The sequence below is a fragment of the Streptomyces sp. SP17BM10 genome, assembly GCF_036322405.1.
In the GTDB taxonomy this organism is placed as follows: Bacteria; Actinomycetota; Actinomycetes; order Streptomycetales; family Streptomycetaceae; genus Kitasatospora.
In genome coordinates this window covers 127,728-149,690 of sequence record NZ_JAQYXB010000684.1, presented here as the reverse complement: position 1 = coordinate 149,690, position 21,963 = coordinate 127,728, and the positions used below count along the sequence as shown (strand labels likewise).

The 21,963-nt window shown below is 71.1% G+C and carries 18 protein-coding genes; all 18 read left to right on the top strand.

Translation table 11 applies throughout. The features are described from left to right. Positions 1-21 precede the first annotated feature (21 nt). The 18 genes from PUR71_RS39805 to PUR71_RS39720 all read left to right on the top strand — a co-directional run bounded on the left by PUR71_RS39805 (position 22) and on the right by PUR71_RS39720 (position 21,910). On the top strand, positions 22-717 hold the full coding sequence (locus PUR71_RS39805; protein ID WP_329932360.1) for a response regulator transcription factor: 696 nt from the start codon (positions 22-24) through the stop codon (positions 715-717). 685 nt (positions 718-1,402) lie between these two features. After that, a complete protein-coding gene (locus PUR71_RS39800; protein ID WP_030060100.1) occupies positions 1,403-1,762 on the top strand; it encodes an NADH-quinone oxidoreductase subunit A in 360 nt (119 codons plus the stop codon). A gap of 170 nt (positions 1,763-1,932) precedes the next feature. Then, positions 1,933-2,484: a NuoB/complex I 20 kDa subunit family protein gene (locus tag PUR71_RS39795; RefSeq protein ID WP_329932182.1), complete on the top strand. Its 552-nt coding sequence runs from the start codon at positions 1,933-1,935 to the stop codon at positions 2,482-2,484. After that, on the top strand, positions 2,484-3,197 hold the full coding sequence (locus PUR71_RS39790) for an NADH-quinone oxidoreductase subunit C (RefSeq protein ID WP_329932181.1): 714 nt from the start codon (positions 2,484-2,486) through the stop codon (positions 3,195-3,197). Before PUR71_RS39795 ends, PUR71_RS39790 begins: the two co-directional genes overlap by 1 nt. Next, entirely contained in the window at positions 3,197-4,618 is a 1,422-nt protein-coding gene (locus tag PUR71_RS39785; RefSeq protein WP_329932180.1) for an NADH-quinone oxidoreductase subunit D, read from the top strand. The genes PUR71_RS39790 and PUR71_RS39785 overlap by 1 nt, the downstream gene beginning before the upstream one ends. Further along, complete coding sequence (gene nuoE, locus PUR71_RS39780; protein WP_329932179.1) at positions 4,615-5,475, top strand: NADH-quinone oxidoreductase subunit NuoE; 861 nt, start codon at positions 4,615-4,617, stop codon at positions 5,473-5,475. Before PUR71_RS39785 ends, nuoE begins: the two co-directional genes overlap by 4 nt. After that, positions 5,475-6,836, top strand: coding sequence for an NADH-quinone oxidoreductase subunit NuoF (gene nuoF / locus PUR71_RS39775; protein WP_329932178.1), 1,362 nt, complete (start codon positions 5,475-5,477; stop codon positions 6,834-6,836). The genes nuoE and nuoF overlap by 1 nt, the downstream gene beginning before the upstream one ends. Next, on the top strand, positions 6,833-9,325 hold the full coding sequence (locus PUR71_RS39770; protein WP_329932177.1) for an NADH-quinone oxidoreductase subunit G: 2,493 nt from the start codon (positions 6,833-6,835) through the stop codon (positions 9,323-9,325). The genes nuoF and PUR71_RS39770 overlap by 4 nt, the downstream gene beginning before the upstream one ends. Continuing rightward, positions 9,322-10,653 carry an NADH-quinone oxidoreductase subunit NuoH gene (nuoH, locus tag PUR71_RS39765; protein ID WP_329932176.1) on the top strand — a complete coding sequence of 444 codons (1,332 nt, stop codon included), beginning with the start codon at positions 9,322-9,324 and terminating at the stop codon, positions 10,651-10,653. The genes PUR71_RS39770 and nuoH overlap by 4 nt, the downstream gene beginning before the upstream one ends. Before the next feature lie 6 nt (positions 10,654-10,659). Then, on the top strand, positions 10,660-11,262 hold the full coding sequence (gene nuoI, locus PUR71_RS39760) for an NADH-quinone oxidoreductase subunit NuoI (RefSeq protein ID WP_329932175.1): 603 nt from the start codon (positions 10,660-10,662) through the stop codon (positions 11,260-11,262). Then, positions 11,259-12,155, top strand: a complete 897-nt coding sequence (locus tag PUR71_RS39755; protein WP_329932174.1) for an NADH-quinone oxidoreductase subunit J — start codon at positions 11,259-11,261, stop codon at positions 12,153-12,155. Before nuoI ends, PUR71_RS39755 begins: the two co-directional genes overlap by 4 nt. Beyond that, positions 12,152-12,451 carry an NADH-quinone oxidoreductase subunit NuoK gene (gene nuoK / locus PUR71_RS39750; protein WP_195911268.1) on the top strand — a complete coding sequence of 100 codons (300 nt, stop codon included), beginning with the start codon at positions 12,152-12,154 and terminating at the stop codon, positions 12,449-12,451. Before PUR71_RS39755 ends, nuoK begins: the two co-directional genes overlap by 4 nt. 13 nt (positions 12,452-12,464) lie before the next feature. Continuing rightward, complete coding sequence (gene nuoL, locus PUR71_RS39745; RefSeq protein ID WP_329932173.1) at positions 12,465-14,384, top strand: NADH-quinone oxidoreductase subunit L; 1,920 nt, start codon at positions 12,465-12,467, stop codon at positions 14,382-14,384. A gap of 37 nt (positions 14,385-14,421) precedes the next feature. Beyond that, complete coding sequence (locus PUR71_RS39740; RefSeq protein WP_329932172.1) at positions 14,422-16,041, top strand: NADH-quinone oxidoreductase subunit M; 1,620 nt, start codon at positions 14,422-14,424, stop codon at positions 16,039-16,041. A gap of 11 nt (positions 16,042-16,052) precedes the next feature. Further along, on the top strand, positions 16,053-17,675 hold the full coding sequence (gene nuoN, locus PUR71_RS39735) for an NADH-quinone oxidoreductase subunit NuoN (RefSeq protein WP_329932359.1): 1,623 nt from the start codon (positions 16,053-16,055) through the stop codon (positions 17,673-17,675). Between the two features lie 287 nt (positions 17,676-17,962). Beyond that, positions 17,963-18,973 (top strand): polyprenyl synthetase family protein, encoded by a 1,011-nt coding sequence (locus tag PUR71_RS39730; RefSeq protein WP_329932171.1) that lies wholly within the window; start codon positions 17,963-17,965, stop codon positions 18,971-18,973. 101 nt (positions 18,974-19,074) lie between these two features. Then, positions 19,075-19,737, top strand: a complete 663-nt coding sequence (locus PUR71_RS39725; RefSeq protein WP_329932170.1) for a response regulator transcription factor — start codon at positions 19,075-19,077, stop codon at positions 19,735-19,737. A 193-nt stretch (positions 19,738-19,930) separates the two neighbouring features. Then, complete coding sequence (locus PUR71_RS39720) at positions 19,931-21,910, top strand: 2-oxoacid:acceptor oxidoreductase subunit alpha (protein ID WP_329932169.1); 1,980 nt, start codon at positions 19,931-19,933, stop codon at positions 21,908-21,910. Positions 21,911-21,963: the final 53 nt, after the last annotated feature.

Genomic DNA, 21,963 nt, shown 5'->3' with positions numbered 1-21,963 from the left:
CGGCGACGGGGAGGTGCGGGAATGGGCAGTAGCGCGGGGCCGGTTCGGATCCTGATCGCGGACGACCAGGCGGATGTCCGGAGCGCGTTCCGGATGATCCTGGACGTCCAGCCGGACATGGCGGTGGTGGCCGAAGCGGCGGACGGCGTCGCGGCGGTGGCGGAGGCACGGAGGTTGCGGCCGGACGTGGTGCTCGCGGACATCCGGATGCCGAGGCTCGACGGGCTGGAGGTGACCAGACAGCTCGCCGACGAGTGCAAGGTGATCGTGGTGACCACCTTCGATCTGGACGACTACGTGCACACGGCACTTCGGTACGGGGCGGCCGGGTTCCTGCTGAAGCGCTCGGGGCCGGTGCTGCTGATCGAGGCGGTGCGGGCCGCGATGGCCGGCGACGCGTTGATCAGCCCGCAGATCACCGTCCGGCTCCTGAAGCACATGGCGCTGCCGGGTGCGGAGCCCAAACCGGGTCCGGGTGCCGCGGTCGCCGCGGCGGTACTGACGGCGGCCGGCCCGGCCGAGGAACTGACCACAAGGGAAAAGGAGATCGCGGAACTGGTGGCGGACGGCGCGACGAATGCCGAGATCGGAGCAGGGCTGTTCATCTCACCGGGCACGGTGAAGAACCACCTCGCCAACATCCAGCGCAAGCTCGGTGCCCGTAACCGGGTGGGCATCGCGGCCTGGGTCTGGGAACAGGCAGCCGGCATCCGGTAGCCGGGGCCAGGGGCAGACGCAGAGGCAGGGGCGAGCGCAGAGGCGAGGGCGCGAGAGCGGGCAGGGCACGGAGCCCGGGACACGGGACGCGGACCCAAGGCAGAGGGAGCGCGCGGAGAGCGGGGTGCCGCGCGCTGGGCCAGGCACGGCCCAGCGCGAACACGGACGAGGGTTGGGCGGGCGGCGGGCGGCGGGCGGCGGGCGGCGGGCGGCGGGCGGGGCGGGGGAGGGGGAGGGGGAGGCCCCAAGACGGCATCGCGCGCTTGTGAACGAAGGGTCAAGCAAGCGTTCACCCCCCGGCCACCCCTGAGGGTGAGCCGCTATAACACGTCAACATGACGCCCGGAAATTTGCTCTCACTGGAGCATAGTTGATATAGGAGCGAGGCTCTGACCAGCCGCTTCACAAGTAAATGCGACTGGTTGTGACCATTTGACTGCTTTACGTTGACAAAACCGGGCATGTTCGCATTCACTCCCATTCCAGGGGTGTCGTAGATCACAAAGATCCCGGCGAACTGCGTGTCGCAGATCACAAGCCGACAGGCATAGGATGCGCTCGTTCCAGGCTTTGTGAACTGCCTCACATGAGGTGGATCTCGGGAACTGGAGCGCGGGTTCACCTCAGTGTGACCCGCCGGTTCCGATCTGCAGTCAAGGACGACTGGACGGAGGGAGCGGGGGCTATGAATGCCTACGCGCCGATCCTCGTACTCGGTGCCATCGCGGCGGCGTTCGCGGTCGGCTCCGTCGTGATGGCCTCACTCACCGGCCCCAAGCGCTACAACCGGGCCAAGTTGGAGGCGTACGAGTGCGGCATCGAGCCGACCCCGCAGCCCGTGGGCGGCGGTCGGTTCCCGATCAAGTACTACCTGACGGCGATGCTCTTCATCGTCTTCGACATCGAGATCGTCTTCCTCTACCCGTGGGCGGTGACGTTCGACGCCCTCGGGATCTTCGGGCTGGTCGAGATGCTCCTGTTCATCGCCACCGTCTTCGTCGCCTACGCCTACGTGTGGCGGCGCGGCGGCCTGGAGTGGGACTGAGCGCGTGGCCCGCCCGCCGGTGGGGCCGCAGGGTGTCCACGCGACCCCTTGTGAACGAGCGAACGAGCCCCACCGAACGAACGAGCCCGACCGAACGAACGAGCCCGACCGAGCGGACGAGCCGTAACCGGCCGATGAACCACCGGACTTGAGGCATTGAGAGGGATCTGATGGGAATCGAGGAGAAGCTGCCGAGCGGCTTTCTGCTCACGACCGTGGAGGCGGCCGCGGGCTGGGTGCGCAAGGCGTCACTGTTCCCCGCCACGTTCGGCCTGGCCTGCTGCGCGATCGAGATGATGACCACCGGCGCCGGCCGCTACGACCTGGCCCGGTTCGGCATGGAGGTCTTCCGTGGCTCCCCGCGGCAGGCCGATCTGATGATCGTCGCAGGTCGGGTGAGCCAGAAGATGGCCCCGGTGCTGCGCCAGGTGTACGACCAGATGCCCAACCCGAAGTGGGTCATCTCGATGGGTGTCTGCGCCTCCTCCGGCGGGATGTTCAACAACTACGCGATCGTGCAGGGCGTCGACCACATCGTCCCGGTGGACATCTACCTGCCCGGTTGTCCGCCCCGCCCGGAGATGCTGTTGGACGCCATCCTGAAGCTGCACGACAAGATCCAGCACGAGCCGCTGGGCGTGAACCGGCGCCGGGCCGAGGAGCTCGGCGAGGCGCTCGCCCTGCAGGCCACCCCCGTCAGCGAGATGGGGGGGCAGCTGTGATGAACGACCAGGTACCCGAGACCCGCCGCGAGCAGCCGGTGCGCGAGATCCCGGTCGAGGTGGTCGGGCGCCGCCAGGGCATGTTCGGCGCCCAGGGCAGCGGAGACACGTCCGGATTCGGCGGCCTCGTCGCGCCGGTGGTGCTGCCCGGTCCGAGCGAACGCCCGTACGGGGGCTGGTTCGACGAGGTCGCCGACGAGCTGGAGGGCGCCCTGGAGGAGCAGGGCCTGGACCCGGCCGACGTGATCGGGAAGACGGTCGTCGACCGCGGCGAGCTGACCTTCCACGTGGAGCGCGAGCACCTCCTGTGCACGGTCCGCGTCCTGCGCGACGACCCGGCGCTGCGCTTCGAGCTGTGCCTCGGCGTGAGCGGCGTGCACTACCCCGGCGACAAGGGCCGCGAGCTGCACGCGGTCTACCACCTGCGCTCGATCACCCACGGCCGGCTGATCCGGCTGGAGGTCACCGCGCCGGACGCCGACCCACGCATCCCGTCGGTGGTGAGCGTCTACCCGACGAACGACTGGCACGAGCGCGAGGCCTACGACTTCTTCGGCCTGGTCTTCGAGGGCCACCCCGCGCTGACCCGGATCATGATGCCCGACGACTGGCTGGGGCACCCGCAGCGCAAGGACTACCCGCTCGGCGGCATCCCCGTCGAGTACAAGGGCGCCCAGATCCCGGCGCCCGACCAGCGGAGGTCGTACAGCTGATGAGCACTCAGCACTACGAAGAGGCTTACGACGAGGCCCGCGACGAGGCCCGCGAACAGGCCCGCGAGGAGGCCCGGCGCGGCGCCGGGAGCGACGCCCGCGAGGAGACCCGCGCCGGGGTCCGCGAGACCACCGAGGGCCGTGTCTTCACCGTGACCGGCGGCGACTGGGGCGAGGTCGTCGAGGCGGTCGGCCGGGCCGACGACGAGCGCATCATCGTCAACATGGGCCCCCAGCACCCGTCCACGCACGGCGTGCTGCGGCTGATCCTGGAGATCGACGGCGAGACGGTGACGGAGGCCCGCTGCGGCATCGGCTACCTCCACACCGGCATCGAGAAGAACATGGAGTTCCGCAGCTGGGTCCAGGGCACCACCTTCGTGACCCGGATGGACTACCTGACGCCGCTGTTCAACGAGACCGCCTACTGCCTGGCGGTCGAGAAGCTGCTCGGCATCACCGCGGACGTCCCGGACCGGGCGAACGTCATCCGCGTGATGATGATGGAGCTGAACCGGATCTCCTCGCACCTGGTGTGCCTGGCCACCGGCGGCATGGAGATCGGCTCCACCACCCTGATGATCTACGGCTTCCGGGACCGCGAGCTGATCCTGGACGTCTTCGAGCTGGTCACCGGCCTGCGCATGAACCACGCGTACGTGCGCCCCGGCGGCCTCGCCCAGGACCTGCCGCCCGGCGCCGTCGACCAGATCCGCGAGGCGGTCAAGCTGCTGCGCTCCCGGATGCACGAGTACGACAAACTCGCCACCGGCAACCCGGTCTTCAAGGCGCGCCTGGTGGACGTCGGCTTCCTGGACCTGCCCGGCTGCCTGGCCCTCGGCGCCACCGGCCCGATCCTGCGGGCCACCGGCCTGCCGCACGACCTGCGCAAGACCGACCCCTACTGCGGCTACGAGGACTACGACTTCGAGGTCGCGGTCGCGGACACCGCCGACTCCTTCGGCCGCTTCCTGATCCGCCTGGAGGAGATGCGCCAGTCGCTGCGGATCGTCGAGCAGTGCCTGGAGCGGCTGCGCCCGGGCCCGGTGATGGTGGCCGACAAGAAGATCGCCTGGCCCGCCCAACTGGCGGTCGGGCCGGACGGGATGGGCAACTCGCTCGACCACATCCGCACGATCATGGGCACCTCGATGGAGGCCCTGATCCACCACTTCAAGCTGGTCACCGAGGGCTTCCGGGTCCCGGTCGGCCAGGCTTTCGCGGCGGTCGAGTCGCCCAAGGGCGAGCTGGGCGTGCACGTGGTCAGCGACGGCGGGACGCGCCCGTACCGGGTCCACTTCCGGGATCCGTCGTTCACCAATCTGCAGTCGATGGCGGCGATGTGCGAGGGCGGCCAGGTCGCCGACGTGATCGTCGCGGTGGCCGGGATCGACCCGGTGATGGGAGGCGTGGACCGGTGACCAATGTCGAGCTCGGACTGCCGGCGCTGCCGGCGAAGCCGTACCCCGAGGAGGTGCGCGCCCGGCTGGCCGCGGACGCCGCGGAGCTGATCGGCCGCTACCCGGTGGCCCGTTCGGCGCTGCTGCCGCTGCTGCACCTGGTGCAGGCCGAGGAGGGCTTCGTCAGCCCGACCGGCATCCGGTTCTGCGCGGAGCAGCTGGACCTGACGACCGCCGAGGTCACCGCGGTCGCCACGTTCTACACGATGTACCGGCGGCGTCCGGCCGGGAAGTACCACGTCGGGGTGTGCACCAACACGCTGTGCGCGGTGCTCGGCGGCGACCAGATCTTCGACGAGCTCCAGGAGCACCTGGGCATCCGCAACAACGAGACGACCGCGGACGGCGAGGTCTCGATCGAGCACATCGAGTGCAACGCGGCCTGCGACTACGCCCCCGTGGTGATGGTCAACTGGGAGTTCTTCGACAACCAGACCCCGGAGAGTGCCCGGCGGCTGGTGGACGACCTGCGCGCCGGCCGCGAGGTCCGGCCCACCCGCGGCGCGCGGCTGTGCGGCTTCAAGGAGACGGCCCGCATCCTGGCGGGCTTCCCCGACGAGCGCCCGGGCGCCAACGACGAGTCCGGGGCCGGTGGGGCGCCGTCGCTCGTGGGCCTGCGCCTGGCGAGGGGCGAGGCCCTGCCCGGCGCCGGCGCCACCAAGGTCGTCTCCCCGCGCCACGAAGAGCCGGACCACCAGGACCCCGACCACCAGCACCCCGACCACCAGGACCGCGACCGCACCGACTCCGGTCGCCAGGACCCCGACCGCGACGATCCCGACCACACCGACCCCGGCCAGGAAGGGACCGAAGCGTGATGACCTCCGCCGAGCCGGCCGAGAAGCTGCTCACCCCCGTCCTGTCGGCGTCCTGGGACGACAGCCGCCCGTGGACGCTCGCCACCTACCGCCGCCACCACGGCTACGAGGGCCTGAAGGCCGCCCTCGCGATGCCGCCGGACGACGTGATCGCCCTGGTCAAGGACGCCGGCCTGCGCGGCCGCGGCGGCGCCGGCTTCCCGACCGGCATGAAGTGGCAGTTCATCCCGCAGAACGACGGCAAGCCGCACTACCTCGTGGTGAACGCGGACGAGTCGGAGCCGGGCACCTGCAAGGACATCCCGCTGCTGTTCGCGAACCCGCACTCGCTCATCGAGGGCATGATCATCGCGTCCTACGCGATCCGCTGCGACCACGCCTTCGTCTACCTGCGGGGCGAGGTCGTCCCGGTGCTGCGGCGCCTGCACGCCGCGGTGGCCGAGGCGTACGAGGCGGGCCTGCTCGGCCGCGACATCATGGGCTCCGGCGTGGACCTCGACATCACCGTGCACGCGGGCGCCGGCGCCTACATCTGCGGCGAGGAGACGGCCCTGCTCGACTCGTTGGAGGGCCGCCGCGGCCAGCCGCGCCTGCGTCCGCCCTTCCCGGCGATCGCGGGCCTGTACGCGTGCCCGACGGTGGTCAACAACGTGGAGTCGATCGCCTCGGTGCCGCCGATCCTGGCCCGGGGCAAGGAGTGGTTCAAGGGCCTGGGCACCGAGAGGTCCCCGGGCTTCACGCTCTACTCGCTGTCCGGCCACGTGACCAACCCGGGCCAGTACGAGGCACCGCTGGGCGTCACGCTTCGCCAGCTGCTGGACCTGAGCGGCGGCATCCGCGCGGGCCACCGGCTGAAGTTCTGGACGCCGGGCGGTTCGTCGACCCCGATGTTCACCGACGAGCACCTGGACGTCCCGCTGGACTACGAGGGCGTCGGCGCGGCCGGGTCGATGCTCGGCACGAAGGCGCTGCAGGTGTTCGACGAGACGACCTGCGTGGTGCGGGCCGTCACCCGCTGGACCGAGTTCTACGCGCACGAGTCGTGCGGCAAGTGCACGCCGTGCCGCGAGGGCACCTACTGGCTGGTCCAGCTGCTCAAGCGGATCGAGGCCGGCGAGGGCGTCGAGGGGGACCTGGAGAAGCTCCTCGACATCGCCGACAACATCAACGGCAAGTCGTTCTGCGCCCTGGGCGACGGCGCGGCGAGCCCGATCGTGTCCTCGCTCCAGCACTTCCGGGCCGAGTACGAGCGGCACCTGGCCGAGCGCCGCTGCCCGTTCGACCCGGCCGCGTCCACCGTCTGGGCCGACGGGTCCCGCCCCGGCCACCAGTCCGCCACCGAGAGGGAGGTGCACGCGTGACGATCACAGAGCCAAACGCCTCCGGGACCGCGGTCGAACTGGTCACGCTCACCATCGACGGCGTCGAAGTGCAGGTCCCCAAGGGGACGTTGGTGATCCGGGCGGCCGAGGCGATCGGCACCCAGATCCCGCGCTTCTGCGACCATCCGCTGCTGGACCCGGCCGGCGCGTGCCGGCAGTGCATCGTGGAGATCGAGGGCCAGCGCAAGCCGGTGGCGTCCTGCACGATCCCGGTGGCCGAGGGCATGGTGGTGCGCACGCAGCTGAGTTCGCCGGTGGCCGAGAAGGCGCAGCGCGGCGTGATGGAGCTGTTGCTGATCAACCACCCGCTGGACTGTCCGGTGTGCGACAAGGGCGGCGAGTGCCCGTTGCAGAACCAGGCGATGTCGACGGGGGCGGCGGACTCGCGCTTCGAGGGGATGAAGCGGACGTACGAGAAGCCGGTGCCGGTGAGCAGTCAGGTGTTGTTGGACCGGGAGCGCTGCGTCCTCTGCGCGCGGTGTACGCGTTTCTCGCAGCAGATCGCGGGTGATCCGTTCATCGATCTGGTGGAGCGCGGTGCGCTGCAGCAGGTGGGGACGGGGCAGGGGGACGACTTCGAGTCGTACTTCTCGGGGAACACGATCCAGATCTGCCCCGTGGGGGCGCTGACGTCGGCGGCTTATCGTTTCCGCTCGCGTCCGTTCGACCTGGTGTCGTCGCCGAGTGTGTGCGAGCACTGTTCGGCGGGTTGCGCGCAGCGCACCGATCACCGGCGGGGCAAGGTGTTGCGCCGGCTGGCGGGCGAGGACCCGGCGGTGAACGAGGAGTGGAACTGCGACAAGGGCCGGTTCGCGTTCCGGTACGCGCAGCAGCGGGACCGCTTGACGACGCCGTTGGTGCGGGTGGACGGCGAGTTGGTGGCGGCGTCCTGGCCGGAGGCGCTGGCGCGGGCGGCCGAGGGTCTGCGCGGTGCGCGGGCGGGTGTGCTGGCCGGTGGCCGGGTGACGGTCGAGGACGCGTACGGCTACGCGAAGTTCGCGCGCGTGGTGCTGGGCACGAACGACGTGGACTTCCGGGTGCGTGCGCACAGCGGTGAGGAGGCGGACTTCCTGGCCGCGGCGGTCGCGGGGCGCGGTGTGGACGTGGACGGCGGGGGCGTCACCTACGAGCAGCTGGAGCAGGCGCCGGCGGTGCTGTTGGCGGGTCTGGAGCCGGAGGAGGAGTCGCCGATCGTCTTCCTGCGGTTGCGGAAGGCGAACCGCAGCAGGGGCCTGAAGGTGTACTCGGTGGCGGCGTTCGCGTCGCGGGGTCTGGCGAAGCTGCGCGGTGTGCTGCTGCCGGCGGCGCCGGGGACGGAGCCGGAGTGGTTCGGGGCGCTGGCGGCGGACGAGCCGTTGAGCGACGAGGCGGGGCAGGTGGCCGAGTCGCTGCGCCGGCCGGGTGCGGTGGTCCTGGTGGGTGAGCGGCTGGCCGCGATCCCGGGGGCGCTGACGGCGGTGCTGCGGTTGTCGCACGCGACCGGGGCGCGGATCGCCTGGGTGCCGCGCCGGGCCGGTGAGCGGGGTGCGGTGGAGGCGGGTGCGCTGCCGGGGCTGCTGCCCGGTGGGCGTCCGGTGGCCGCTCCGGCGGCGCGGGCGCAGGCGGCGGCGTTGTGGGGCGTGGCGGAGCTGCCGTCGCGGCTGGGCCGGGACACGGACCAGATGCTGGCGGCGGCCGCGCGCGGCGAGTTGGACGCGTTGCTGGTCGGCGGGGTGGATCCGGGCGACCTGCCGGATCCGGCGTTGGCGGACGAGGCGTTGGCGGCGGTGCCGTTCGTGGTGTCGCTGGAGCTGCGGCCGTCGGCGGTGACGGCGCGCGCGGACGTGGTGCTGCCGGTGGCGGCGGTGGCGGAGAAGGCGGGCACGTTCCTGGACTGGGAGGGCCGGGTGCGGATGTTCGAGCCGGCACTGCAGGCCGATCAGTTGATGAGCCGTCATCTCCATTCGGACGTGCGGGTGTTGACCATGCTGGCGGACGCGCTGGGGCACCGGCTCGGCCTGCCGGACGTGCGGGCCGCGCGCCTGGAGCTGGACGGGTTCGCGCCCTGGGCCGGGGACCGGGCGGCCGATCCGGTCGCGCACCCGGGTCTGCTGCCGCGTCCGGCGACGGGTCAGGCGGTGCTGGCGGGCTGGCGCCAGCTGCTGGACAACGGGACGCTCCAGGAGGGTGATCCGCACCTGGCGGGCACCCGGCACCGGGCGGTGGCCCGGGTGTCGCCGGTGACGGCGCGGGAGGTCGGCGCGCGGCAGGGCGGTGCACTGCGCCTGACCGGCCCGGCGGGTTCGCTGACGTTGCCGCTGGAGGTCACCGAGTCGCTGCCGGACCGCACGGTGTGGATCCCGCTCAACTCGACCCCGGGCGGCGCGCACCGCGCGCTCGGGACCACCGTCGGCCATCTGGTCACGATCGCCGCCACCGACGCCGTTGCCGCCGGGGCCGGCGCCGACGCCGAAGGGGAGGACCGATGAACAATCCGCAGCCGTACGAGATGCTCCGGTTCTTCGGTCACGACCCGTGGTGGCTGGTGCTGCTGAAGGCGGTGTTCTGCTTCGCCTTCCTGGTGCTCACGGTGCTGATCGCCATCGTGTGGGAGCGCAAGGTGGTGGCCTGGATGCAGTTGCGCATCGGGCCGAACCGGCACGGGCCGTGGGGCCTGCTGCAGTCCCTGGCGGACGGCGTGAAGCTGGCGCTGAAGGAAGACCTGGTGGTCAAGGGGTCGGACAAGGTGGTCTACGTCCTTGCCCCGATCGTGTGCGCGATCCCGGCGTTCATGGCGTTCGCGGTGATCCCGTTCGGGCCGGCCGACAACGAGGTGTCGATCTTCGGGACCCGGACGGCGATGCAGCTGACGGACTTCCCGGTGGCGCTGCTGTACATCCTGGCGACGGCGTCGGTGGGCATCTACGGGATCGTGCTGGCGGGCTGGTCCTCCGGTTCGACCTACCCGCTGCTGGGCGGGCTGCGCTCGTCGGCGCAGATGATCAGCTACGAGATCGCGATGGGCCTGTCGTTCGCGGCGGTGTTCATCTACTCGGGGTCGATGTCGACGTCGGAGATCGTGGCGCAGCAGCACTCGACGTGGTTCGCGGCGCTGCTGCCGGTGTCGTTCATCGTGTACATCGTCGCGATGGTGGGCGAGACGAACCGGGCGCCGTTCGACCTGCCGGAGGCCGAGGGCGAGCTGGTGGGCGGGTTCAACACCGAGTACTCGTCGCTGAAGTTCGCGATGTTCATGCTGGCCGAGTACGTGAACATGGTGACGGTGTCGGCGGTGGCGTCGACGCTGTTCCTGGGCGGCTGGCGGGCGCCGTGGCCGGTGTCGGCGTTCTGGGCGGGGGCGAACCACGGCTGGTGGCCGATGCTGTGGATCACGCTGAAGATCCAGTTGCTGCTGTTCTTCTTCATCTGGCTGCGCGGCACGCTGCCGCGTTTGCGCTACGACCAGTTCATGAAGCTGGGCTGGAAGGTGCTGATCCCGGTCTCGCTGGTGTGGCTGGTGCTGATCGCGAGCGTGCGGGCGCTGCGCAACGACGGGTACGGCTTCGGCGAGGTGGTCCTGTACGTGGGCGCGCCGGTGGCCGTGGTCCTGCTGCTGGCGCTGCTGCGGGACTTCGTGCGCAAGCAGCCGGAGGAAGCGGCGCCGCAGCCCGCCGGTGAGTTCGACCCGATGGCGGGCGGGTACCCGGTGCCGCCGTTGCCGGGCCAGGTGCTGGCGCCCGTTCCGCGTCGGCGCAGCCGGGCGCCGAAGCAACTCCAGGACGCCCTGAACGGGTCCGACCATTCCGAGGGGAGCTGATCCGCGATGTCGTCCGACCACACGGACCGTCCGGAGAGGACCGACCGGCCGTCGGTCCTGGGTCCGGCCGCCGGTTTCGGCGTGACGTTCCGGGCCATGTTCAAGAAGCGGCTGACGGAGCAGTATCCGGAGGAGAAGAAGCCGACGGCGCCGCGCTTCCACGGCCGTCACCAGTTGAACCGTCATCCGGACGGGCTGGAGAAGTGCGTGGGCTGCGAGCTGTGCGCGTGGGCGTGCCCGGCCGACGCGATCTACGTCGAGGGCGCGGACAACCGGGACGACGAGCGGTACTCGCCCGGTGAGCGCTACGGCGCGGTGTACCAGATCAATTACGCGCGCTGCATCCTGTGCGGGCTGTGCATCGAGGCGTGCCCGACGCGGGCGCTGACGATGACGAACGAGTACGAGCTGGCGGACTCCTCGCGCAAGGACCTGATCTTCACCAAGGAGCAGCTGCTGGTGGGGCTGTCCGAGGGCATGGTCGATTCGCCGCACGCGATCTTCCCGGGCGCCGACGAGGGCGCGTACTACCGGGGCGAGATCACGGCGGCGGCGCCGGGGACGGTCCAGCAGGAGCGCACCGACCGGGAGAAGGAGGTGCGGCCGTGACGACGGTTCTGGCGGACGCGGCCGGGACGACCTCGACGGGTGAGGCCGTCCAGTTCTGGGTGCTGGCGGTGGTGGCGGTCGGTGGTGCGCTCGGCATGCTGCTGATGCGCAAGGCGGTGCACAGCGCGCTGTGCCTGGCGGCGACGATGCTGGCGTTGGCGGTCTGTTACATGGCGCAGGGCGCGGTGTTCCTGGGCGTGGTGCAGATCGTCGTCTACACCGGCGCGATCATGATGTTGTTCCTGTTCGTGGTGATGCTGGTCGGCGTCACGAGCGAGGACTCGCTGAAGGAGCAGCTCAAGGGCCAGCGGTTCGCGGCGGTGGTGTGCGGGCTGGGCTTCGGGGTGCTGCTGGTCGCGGGGATCGCGAACGCGAGGCTGGACCACTTCACGGGTCTGCGGGGTGCGAACGCCGAGGGCAACGTGCAGGGTCTGGCGCGGCTGATCTTCACCAGGTACGTGTGGGCCTTCGAGGTCACCGGCGCGCTGCTGATCACGGCGGCGATCGGTGCGATGGTGCTGACGCACCGCGAGCACGTGAAGGCGCCGAAGACGCAGCGCGAGCTGGCGGCGCAGCGGGTGAAGGACAACATCCAGGTGCCGCCGCTGCCGGCGCCGGGGGTGTACGCGCGGCACAACGCGGTGGACGTGCCGGCGCTGCTGCCGGACGGCTCGGTCGCCGAGGACTCGGTGATGGGGACGCTGCGTGAGCGGGGCCAGGTGCGGGACGTGAGCCAGGAGATGATGCGCCGGATGGCGGAGCTGGAGAACGCGACCGCGGACTGGCTGGGCCGTCCGTCGTCGCAGCGGCCGGCGGTGGCCGGTCCGCGCAAGTCCCTGGAGCCGGCGAACGCCACCAAGGCGGACCCGTCCGGCGAGGAGGGCGCGGAGTGAATCCGGTCAACTACCTGTACCTGTCGGCGCTGTTGTTCACCATCGGCGCGGCCGGGGTGCTGATCCGGCGCAACGCGATCGTGCTGTTCATGTGCGTGGAGCTGATGCTGAACGCCTCGAACCTGGCGCTGGTGACGTTCTCGCGGCTGCACGGCACGCTGGACGGTCAGATCATCGCGTTCTTCACGATGGTGGTCGCGGCGGCCGAGGTCGTGGTCGGTCTCGCGATCATCGTCTCCATCTTCCGGACCAGGCACTCCGCTTCGGTCGACGACAGCAACCTGATGAAGCTGTAGGCGGAGGACCTCGGTGAACTCTCTCATTCCGCTGCTGGTGGGTGCCCCGCTGGCCGGTGCCGCCCTGCTGCTGCTCGGCGGGCGGGCGCTGGACCGGTTCGGCCACTGGCTGGCCACGGCGCTCGCCGCGCTCTCGTTCGGCTTCGGCCTGGCGCTGTTCTCGGACATGCTCGGCCGTGACGCCGAGCACCGGGCGATGACGAAGTACCTGTTCAGCTGGGTGTCGGTGAACGGCTTCCAGGCGGACGTCTCGTTCCGGCTGGACCAGCTGTCGATGACGTTCGTGCTGCTGATCACGGGTGTCGGCACGCTCATCCACCTCTACTCGGTCGGCTACATGGCGCACGACGAGCGCCGCCGCCGCTTCTTCGCGTACCTGAACCTGTTCCTGGCCGCCATGCTGCTGCTGGTGATCGCGGACAACTACCTGCTGCTGTACTTCGGTTGGGAGGGTGTGGGCCTCGCGTCCTACCTGCTGATCGGGTTCTGGCAGCACAAGCCGAGTGCGGCGACGGCGGCCAAGAAGGCGTTCATCGTCAACCGCGTCGGCGACATGGGCCTGTCGATCGCGATCATGCTGATGTTCGTCGAGTTCGGCTCCTTCGCCTTCGAGCCGGTCTTCGGCGGGGCGAGCCAGGCGAGTGAGGGCAAGCTGACGGCGATCGGCCTGATGCTGCTGCTGGCGGCCTGCGGCAAGTCGGCGCAGGTGCCGCTGCAGTCCTGGCTCGGCGACGCGATGGAGGGCCCGACCCCGGTGTCGGCGCTCATCCACGCGGCGACGATGGTCACGGCCGGCGTCTACCTGATCACCCGCTCCGCGGCGATCTTCAACCTGGCGCCGGACGCCCAGACCGCCGTGGTGGTGGTCGGCGCGGTCACGCTGCTGTTCGGTGCGGTGGTCGGGTGCGCGAAGGACGACATCAAGAAGGCGCTGGCCGGGTCGACGATGTCGCAGATCGGCTACATGATCCTCGCGGCCGGCCTCGGCCCGATCGGCTACGCCTTCGCGATCATGCACCTGGTGACGCACGGCTTCTTCAAGGCCGGGCTGTTCCTCGGCGCCGGATCGGTCATGCACGGCATGAACGACGAGGTGAACATGCGTCACTACGGTGGCCTGCGCAGGTACATGCCGGTCACCTTCGTCACCTTCGGTCTGGGCTACCTCGCGATCATCGGTTTCCCCGGCCTGTCCGGCTTCTTCTCCAAGGACAAGATCATCGAAGCGGCGTTCGCCAAGGGCGGCACCGAGGGCTGGATCCTCGGCCTGTGCGCGCTGACCGGCGCGGCCGTCACCGCGTTCTACATGACGCGCGTGATGCTGCTGACGTTCTTCGGCGAGAAGCGCTGGCAGCCGACTGGTGACACCAGCGGCTCCGCCGCGGGGGACGGCGACATGCCGCACCCGCACGAGTCCCCGAAGACGATGACCGTCCCGATGGTGCTGCTGGCCTTCGGCTCGGTGTTCGCGGGCGGGCTGTTCGTCCTGAACGACTCGTTCCTCAGGTGGCTGGAACCGGTCACCGGTTACGCCGAGGGCGACTCGCCGCTCACACCGCTGGCCGTCACGCTGCTGACCACCGCGTGCATGCTGGCCGGCGTCGGCCTCGCGTACGCGATGTACGGGCGCGGCTCCGTGCCCGTGGTGGCGCCGGTCGGCTCCCCGCTCACCCGGGCCGCCCGCCGCGACCTGCTCCAGGACGACTTCAACCACGCCGTCCTGGTGCGGCCGGGCTCGGCGCTCGCCGCGATGCTCGTCTACTTCGACAGCCGCGGCCTGGACGGCTTCGTCAACGGCCTGGCCGCCACGATCGGCGGGATCTCCGGGCGGCTGCGGCGGGTCCAGAACGGCTTCGTCCGCTCCTACGCGCTCTCCATGTTCGGCGGCACGCTGGTGCTGGTCGCCACGACTCTCCTGATGAGGTCCGTGTGATGGACAGGATTCCCACAACGCGCGGGGGAGGGAAGGCATGAGCGTCCTCCTGACCGCCACGTGCGCGGTCCCGGCGGCCGGTGCGGTGCTGACCGCCGCCATGCCCGCCGGGTCCACCGAGGCGCGGCGCACCACGACCAAGGCCGTCGCGCTCGGCGCCTCGGGCGTCGCGCTGGCCCTGGCCGCCCTGGTGGCCGTGCGGTTCGACCCGCACGGCGACCGCTACCAGCTGACGGAGTCCCACAGCTGGATCCGCTCCTTCGGCATCACCTTCTCGCTCGGCGTGGACGGCATCGGCGCGGTGCTGGCCCTGCTGACCGCCGTGCTCGTGCCGATCGTGATGCTCGCCTCCTGGCACGACGCGGACCCCGCGCCCGCCGCGCCCGGCGGCACCTTCGAGAACAGGCGCCGCACCCAGGGCTTCTTCGCCCTGATCCTGGCCGTGGAGGCGATGGTCCTCGTCTCCTTCTACGCCACCGACGTGTTCGTGTTCTACGTGTTCTTCGAAGCCATGCTGATCCCGATGTACTTCCTGATCGGCGGCTTCGGCGACCGGGCGGGCGGCCCCGACGCGGCGCGCCAGCGCTCCTACGCGGCCGTCAAGTTCCTGCTGTACAACCTGCTCGGCGGCCTGGTGATGCTCGCCGCCGTGATCGGCCTGTACGTGATCGCGCAGGACCAGGGCCTCGCGACGTTCGACCTGCCGACCCTCGCCTCGGCCGTCGCCGACGGCAAGCTGCAGTTCAGCGGCACCGCCTCCAAGGCGCTCTTCCTCGGCTTCTTCTTCGCCTTCGCGGTGAAGGCCCCGCTGTGGCCGCTGCACACCTGGCTGCCGAACGCGATGGGCGAGGCCACCGCCGGCACCGCGGTGCTGATCACCGCCGTGGTCGACAAGGTCGGCACCTTCGCGATGCTGCGCTTCTGCCTCGGCCTGTTCCCCGACGCCTCGAAGACCTTCGCGCCGGCGATCCTCGTGCTGTCGGTGATCGGGATCATCTACGGGGCGCTGCTCGCGGTCGGCCAGAAGGACATCAAGCGCCTGGTCGCGTACGCCTCGATCTCGCACTTCGGCTTCATCATCATGGGCATCTTCGCGCTGACCAGCCAGGGCCAGAGCGGCGCCACCCTGTACATGGTGAACCACGGCATCTCCACCGCCGCGTGGATGCTGGTGGCGGGCTTCCTGATCTCGCGCCGCGGTTCGCGCCTGATCGCCGACTACGGCGGCGTGCAGAAGGTCGCCCCGGTGCTCGCCGGGACGTTCCTGCTCGGCGGCCTCGCCACCCTGTCGCTGCCCGGACTCGCGCCGTTCGTCAGCGAGTTCCTCGTCCTGGTCGGCACCTTCAGCCGCTACCCGGCGATCGGCGTCGTCGCGACCTTCGGCATCGTGCTGGCCGCGCTGTACGCGCTGCTGCTCTACCAGCGCACGATGACCGGCCCGGTGAAGGCGGAGGTCACCGGCATGCCGGACCTCAAGGTCCGCGAACTGGCCGTCGTCGCCCCGCTGGTGGCGCTGACGATCCTGCTCGGCGTCTACCCCAAGCCGCTGACCGACATCGTCAACCCGGCGGTGAACGCGACGCTCTCGCAGGTCCACGAGACCGACCCGGCGCCGGCCCACCCGGTCGCCGCCACCTCAGGAGGTGAGCAGAAGTGAGCACCACCGGCATGCTCGCCGCCGCGGGCGGCTCCACCCCGAGCATCCCCGCGCCGCACCTCGAGTACGGCCAACTCTCCCCGATGCTGGTGGTGTTCGGCGCCGCCGTGGCCGGCGTCCTGGTCGAGGCCTTCGTGCCGCGCCGCTACCGGCACTGGACGCAGGTCGTCCTCGCGCTCACCGGCCTGGCCGGGGCGTTCACCGCGATCGTGGTGCTCGCCGCCCAGGGCCACGGCACCACCAGGATGGACCTGCTCGCCATGGAGTCGGTGGCGATGGACGGCCCGGCGCTGTTCCTCCAGGGCGTGATCGTCCTGGTCGCCGCCGTCGCCGTGCTGACGTACGCAGAGCGGCGTCTGGAGCCCAGGGCCGGTGGGCTGCCCGCCGACGCGTTCGCCGCGCAGGCCGCCGCCACCCCCGGCGGCGAGCAGGAGCGGGCCGCCGTCCGGGCCGGCTTCGCCACCAGCGAGGTGTTCCCGCTGACCCTGTTCGCCGTCGGAGGCATGCTGCTCTTCCCGGCCGCGAACGACCTGCTGACGATGTTCGTCGCGCTGGAGGTCTTCTCGCTGCCGCTGTACCTGCTGTGCGCGCTGGCCCGGCGCCGCCGGCTGCTCTCCCAGGAGGCGGCCGTCAAGTACTTCTTGCTCGGCGCCTTCGCCTCGGCGTTCTTCCTGTTCGGCACCGCCTTGCTGTACGGCTACGCGGGCAGCGTGAAGCTCGGCGACATCGCCGACGTCATCTCCGGCAAGGCCATGACCGACCCGGCGCTGCTCAGCAGCACCCGCACCGACACGCTGCTGCTGATCGGCCTCGCGATGCTCGCCGTCGGCCTGCTCTTCAAGGTCGGCGCCGTGCCGTTCCACGCCTGGACCCCGGACGTGTACCAGGGCGCGCCGACCCCCGTCACCGGGTTCATGGCGGCGGCCACGAAGGTCGCGGCCTTCGGCGCGTTCCTGCGCCTGTTCTACGTCGCCTTTCCCGGGCTGCGGCTGGACTGGCGGCCGGTGCTGTGGGGCGTGGCGATCCTGACCATGGTGGTCGGCGCGGTGCTCGCGGTGACGCAGCAGGACGTCAAGCGCCTGCTCGCCTACTCCTCGATCGCGCACGCCGGGTTCATCCTCACCGGCGTGATCGCCACCAACAAGCAGGGCCTCGGCTCGGTGCTGTTCTACCTGCTCGCGTACTCCTTCGTGACGCTCGGCGCCTTCGCCGTCGTCACCCTCGTGCGCGACTCCAAGGGCGAGGCGACCCACCTGTCCAGCTGGGCCGGCCTCGGCCGGCGCTCCCCGCTGGTCGCGGCGGTGTTCGCGCTGTTCCTGCTGGCCTTCGCCGGCATCCCGCTGACCTCCGGGTTCACCGGGAAGTTCGCGGTGTTCCAGGCGGCGGCGGCCGGCGGCGCGACGCCGCTGGTCATCGTGGGTGTGCTGAGCTCGGCGGTGGCCGCGTTCTTCTACATCCGGGTCATCGTCCTGATGTTCTTCTCCGACCCGCAGCCCGGCGGCCCGACGGTCGCGATCCCGAGCGCCTTCACGGCGACCGCGATCAGCGTCGGGGTGCTCGTCACCCTCGTCCTCGGGGTGCTGCCGCAGTACTTCCTGGACCTCGCCTCGAAGGCCGCGCTCTTCGTCCGCTGAGGCCGGGAGGACACCCGCGGCGTCCGGGCCGCCCCCGCGGGGCGCGGCCCGGACGCCGTTTTCCGCCGCCGCGCCGAAACGTGCGGCGGCCCTGATATCCAGCCGCATTCGCATCCGGCGCCCGAGCGCTCCCGCAGTCGCCCTGACCTGGGACTCCGGCCCGATCATGACAGGACCCGCACGCCCGTGCAGTGATCCACTCGTGACCGGATACCCTGCCTGTATGGCCAGCGGCGGCACTCAGGGACCAGGCCGCTAGATCGACCAGGGACAGAGGAGTGGTCTTCGTGACCGTCGTGGGACCCTTCGGGCTCAGCGTGCAGGACCGCGACCTGACCCGGGACGTCCAGGCCGGACTGGACGCGGTGGAGACGGCACTGGCCGAGGCGGTCAAGAGCGACGTCCCGTTCATCACCGTCACCGCCAGCCACCTGATCGAGGCCGGCGGCAAGCGCTTCCGCCCGCTGCTCCTCCTGCTGTCCGCCCAGTTCGGCGACCCCGGCGCGCCCGGCGTCGTGCCGGCCGCGGTCGTCGTCGAGCTCACCCACCTGGCCACGCTCTACCACGACGACGTCATGGACGAGGCCCCGGTGCGCCGTGGCGCCCCCAGCGCCAACTCCCGCTGGGACAACTCGGTCGCCATCCTCACCGGCGACTTCCTCTTCTCCCGTGCCTCCCAGGTGCTCGCCGACCTCGGCCCCGAGGCCGTCCGGCTGCAGGCCGACGCCTTCGAGCGCCTGGTCACCGGCCAGATCCTGGAGACCCGCGGCCCCGGCCCGGACGGCGACCAGCTCGCCCACTACCTGGCCGTGCTCGCCGGCAAGACCGGATCGCTGATCGCCGCCTCCTGCAAGATAGGAGCACTGATGGCCGGCGCCGAGGCGCGCGTGGTGGAGACCCTCAGCGAGTTCGGCGAGCGCATCGGCATCGCCTTCCAGCTCGCCGACGACGTCCTCGACATCGCCAGCGACGGCCACGAGTCCGGCAAGACCCCCGGCACCGACCTGCGCGAGGGCGTGCCGACCCTGCCCACCCTGCTCCTCCAGGGCATGCCCGCCGACCCGGCCGACCCCGAGGACACCCGGCTGCGCGAGCTGCTCGCCCAGGACCTCGCCGACGACGACCTGCACGCCGAGGCGCTGCGCCTGCTGCGCCGTCACCCGGCGCTGGAGCTCGCCCGCCGCGAGACCCTGCGCCAGGCCGAGGACGCCCGCGCCCTGCTCGCCCCGCTGCCGGACTGCGCGGCCAAGGCCGCCCTCGAAGCCCTCTGCGACTCGGTGGCCATCCGCACCATGTGACCCCCGGGGGGGCAACGTCCGGGCCGGGGCAACCCCCGGCGCGCCGCGGCCCCGATAGGGAAGACTGGGCCCGTCAGCTCACCCCTGCCGGGAAGGTCGCCATGCGTCGCGTCGTCATCGCCGAGGACTCCGTACTGCTGCGGGAGGGCCTGACCCGGCTGCTCACCGACCGCGGCCTGGAGGTCGTGGCGGGGGTCGGGGACGGCGACGCCCTGCTCAAGACCGTCCACGACCTGGCCGCCGCCGACGCCCTGCCCGACGTCGTCGTCTCCGACGTGCGGATGCCCCCCTCGCACACCGACGAGGGCCTGCGGGCCTGCGTCGAGCTGCGCGGCCGCTACCCGCGGCTGGGCGTGCTGGTGCTGTCGCAGTTCGTGGAGGAGCGCTACGCCTCCGAACTCCTGGCCGGATCCACCCGGGGCGTCGGCTACCTGCTGAAGGACCGGGTCGCCGAGGTCCGCGAGTTCGCCGACGCGGTGCTGCGGGTCGCCGAGGGCGGCACCGCGCTCGACCCGGAGGTCGTGCAGCAGCTGCTCAGCCGCAGCCGCAAGGGCGACGTCCTGGCCAATCTGACCCCGCGCGAGCGCGAGGTGCTCGGCCTCATGGCCGAGGGCCGCACCAACGCGGCGGTCGCCCGCCAGCTCGTGGTGTCCGACGGCGCGGTCGAGAAGCACGTCAGCAACATCTTCCTCAAGCTCGGCCTGGCCCAGAGCCCGGAGGACCACCGCCGGGTGCTGGCCGTCCTCACCTACATCAACTCCTAGGGCCGCCTGCGCCGCGGAATGATCTCCGCGCGACCCACGTTGAAGTGCTGTGGGCGCGTACCGGTCATTTCCCGCCGCACGCGGGAGTTCCGGCCCCGGCAGGTCCGACCCGCATAGGATGCGAGAGGTGCACCAGGCGGACGGGGCACAGGGTCACGCCCGCGGTGGCGTGCCCACGAGGAGGTCCGCGGCAGTGACCAGTCAGGTCGATCAGTCAGAGGCAGTGGACGGCTCGGACGGCGACGAGAACCGTTCGGATCCCGGTGACGGCCGCACCGGCGCGGCCGTGCCGGCCGGTGCGCGGCCCAGACACGCCAAGCCGGTGCGCCGCCTGGACCGGGTGATCATCCGGTTCGCGGGCGACTCCGGCGACGGGATGCAGCTGACCGGTGACCGGTTCACCTCCGAGACGGCGTCCTTCGGCAACGACCTCTCCACCCTGCCGAACTTCCCCGCCGAGATCCGGGCCCCCGCCGGCACCCTTCCGGGCGTCTCCTCCTTCCAGCTGCACTTCGCCGACCACGACATCCTGACCCCCGGCGACGCCCCGAACGTCCTGGTCGCGATGAACCCGGCCGCCCTCAAGGCCAACCTGGCGGACCTGCCGCGCGGCGCCGAGATCATCGTCAACACCGACGAGTTCACCAAGCGGGCCCTCGCCAAGGTCGGCTACGCCGCGGACCCCCTCGACGACGGCTCGTTGGAGGCCTACCACCTGCACAAGGTGCCGCTGACGACGCTGACGCTGGAGGCACTCAAGGACAGCGGCCTGGCCCGCAAGGACGCCGAGCGGGCGAAGAACATGTTCGCCCTCGGCCTGCTGTCCTGGATGTACCACCGGCCCACCGGCGGCACCGAGAGCTTCCTGCGCGGCAAGTTCGCGAAGAAGCCGCAGATCGCCGAGGCCAACATCAGCGCGTTCCGGGCGGGTTGGAACTTCGGCGAGACGACGGAGACCTTCGCCGTCTCCTACGAGGTCGCGCCGGCGAAGCTGCCGGCCGGCCGCTACCGCAACATCTCCGGGAACCTCGCGCTGTCCTACGGCCTGATCGCCGCGGCCCAGCGCTCCGGGCTGCCGCTGTACCTCGGCTCGTACCCGATCACCCCGGCCTCGGACATCCTGCACGAGCTGAGCAAGCACAAGGACTTCGGCGTGCGGACGTTCCAGGCCGAGGACGAGATCGCCGGCATCGGCGCGGCGCTCGGCGCGGCCTTCGGCGGCGCACTCGGCGTGACGACGACCTCGGGGCCGGGCGTGGCGCTCAAGAGCGAGACGATCGGCCTGGCCGTCTCGCTCGAACTTCCGCTGCTGGTCGTGGACATCCAGCGCGGCGGCCCGTCCACCGGCCTGCCGACCAAGACCGAGCAGGCGGACCTCCTCCAGGCGATGTTCGGGCGCAACGGCGAGGCCCCGGTGCCGATCGTCGCCCCGGCCACGCCCGCCGAGTGCTTCTCCGCGGCGCTGGAGGCGGCCCGGATCGCGGTCACCTACCGCACCCCGGTGTTCCTGCTCTCGGACGGCTACCTGGCCAACGGCTCGGAGCCGTGGCGCATCCCCGAGGTCGACGAACTCCCGGCGATCGAGCCGGACTTCGCGACCGGCCCGAACCGCGAGGACGGCGCCTTCCGGCCCTACCAGCGGGATCCGAAGACGCTCGCCCGCCCGTGGGCGCTGCCCGGCACCCCCGGCCTGGAGCACCGCATCGGCGGCATCGAGAAGCAGGACGGCACCGGCAACATCTCCTACGACCCGGCCAACCACGACTTCATGGTCCGCACCCGGCAGGCCAAGGTGGACGGCATCGCGGTGCCGCCGGTCGAGGTGGACGACCCGAGCGGAGCGGCCCGGGTGCTGGTCCTCGGCTGGGGCTCGACGTACGGGCCGATCACCGCGGCCGTGCGCCGGGTGCGGGCCGACGGCGGCGAGATCGCCCAGGCGCACCTGCGCCACCTCAACCCCTTCCCTGCCAACCTCGGCACGGTACTGCGCAGCTACGAGAAGGTGATCGTCCCCGAGATGAACCTCGGCCAGCTGGCGCTGCTGCTGCGCGCCAAGTACCTGGTGGACGCGGAGTCCTACAACCAGGTGCGCGGGCTGCCGTTCAAGGCGGCGCAGCTGGCGGACGTGCTGTGGGCGGCGATCGGCACCCTGGACGAGGAGGACCACCGGTGAGTGAGCGCAGCGAGCGAACGATCAAGAGGTGCGTGTTCCGCGAAGCGACCGCC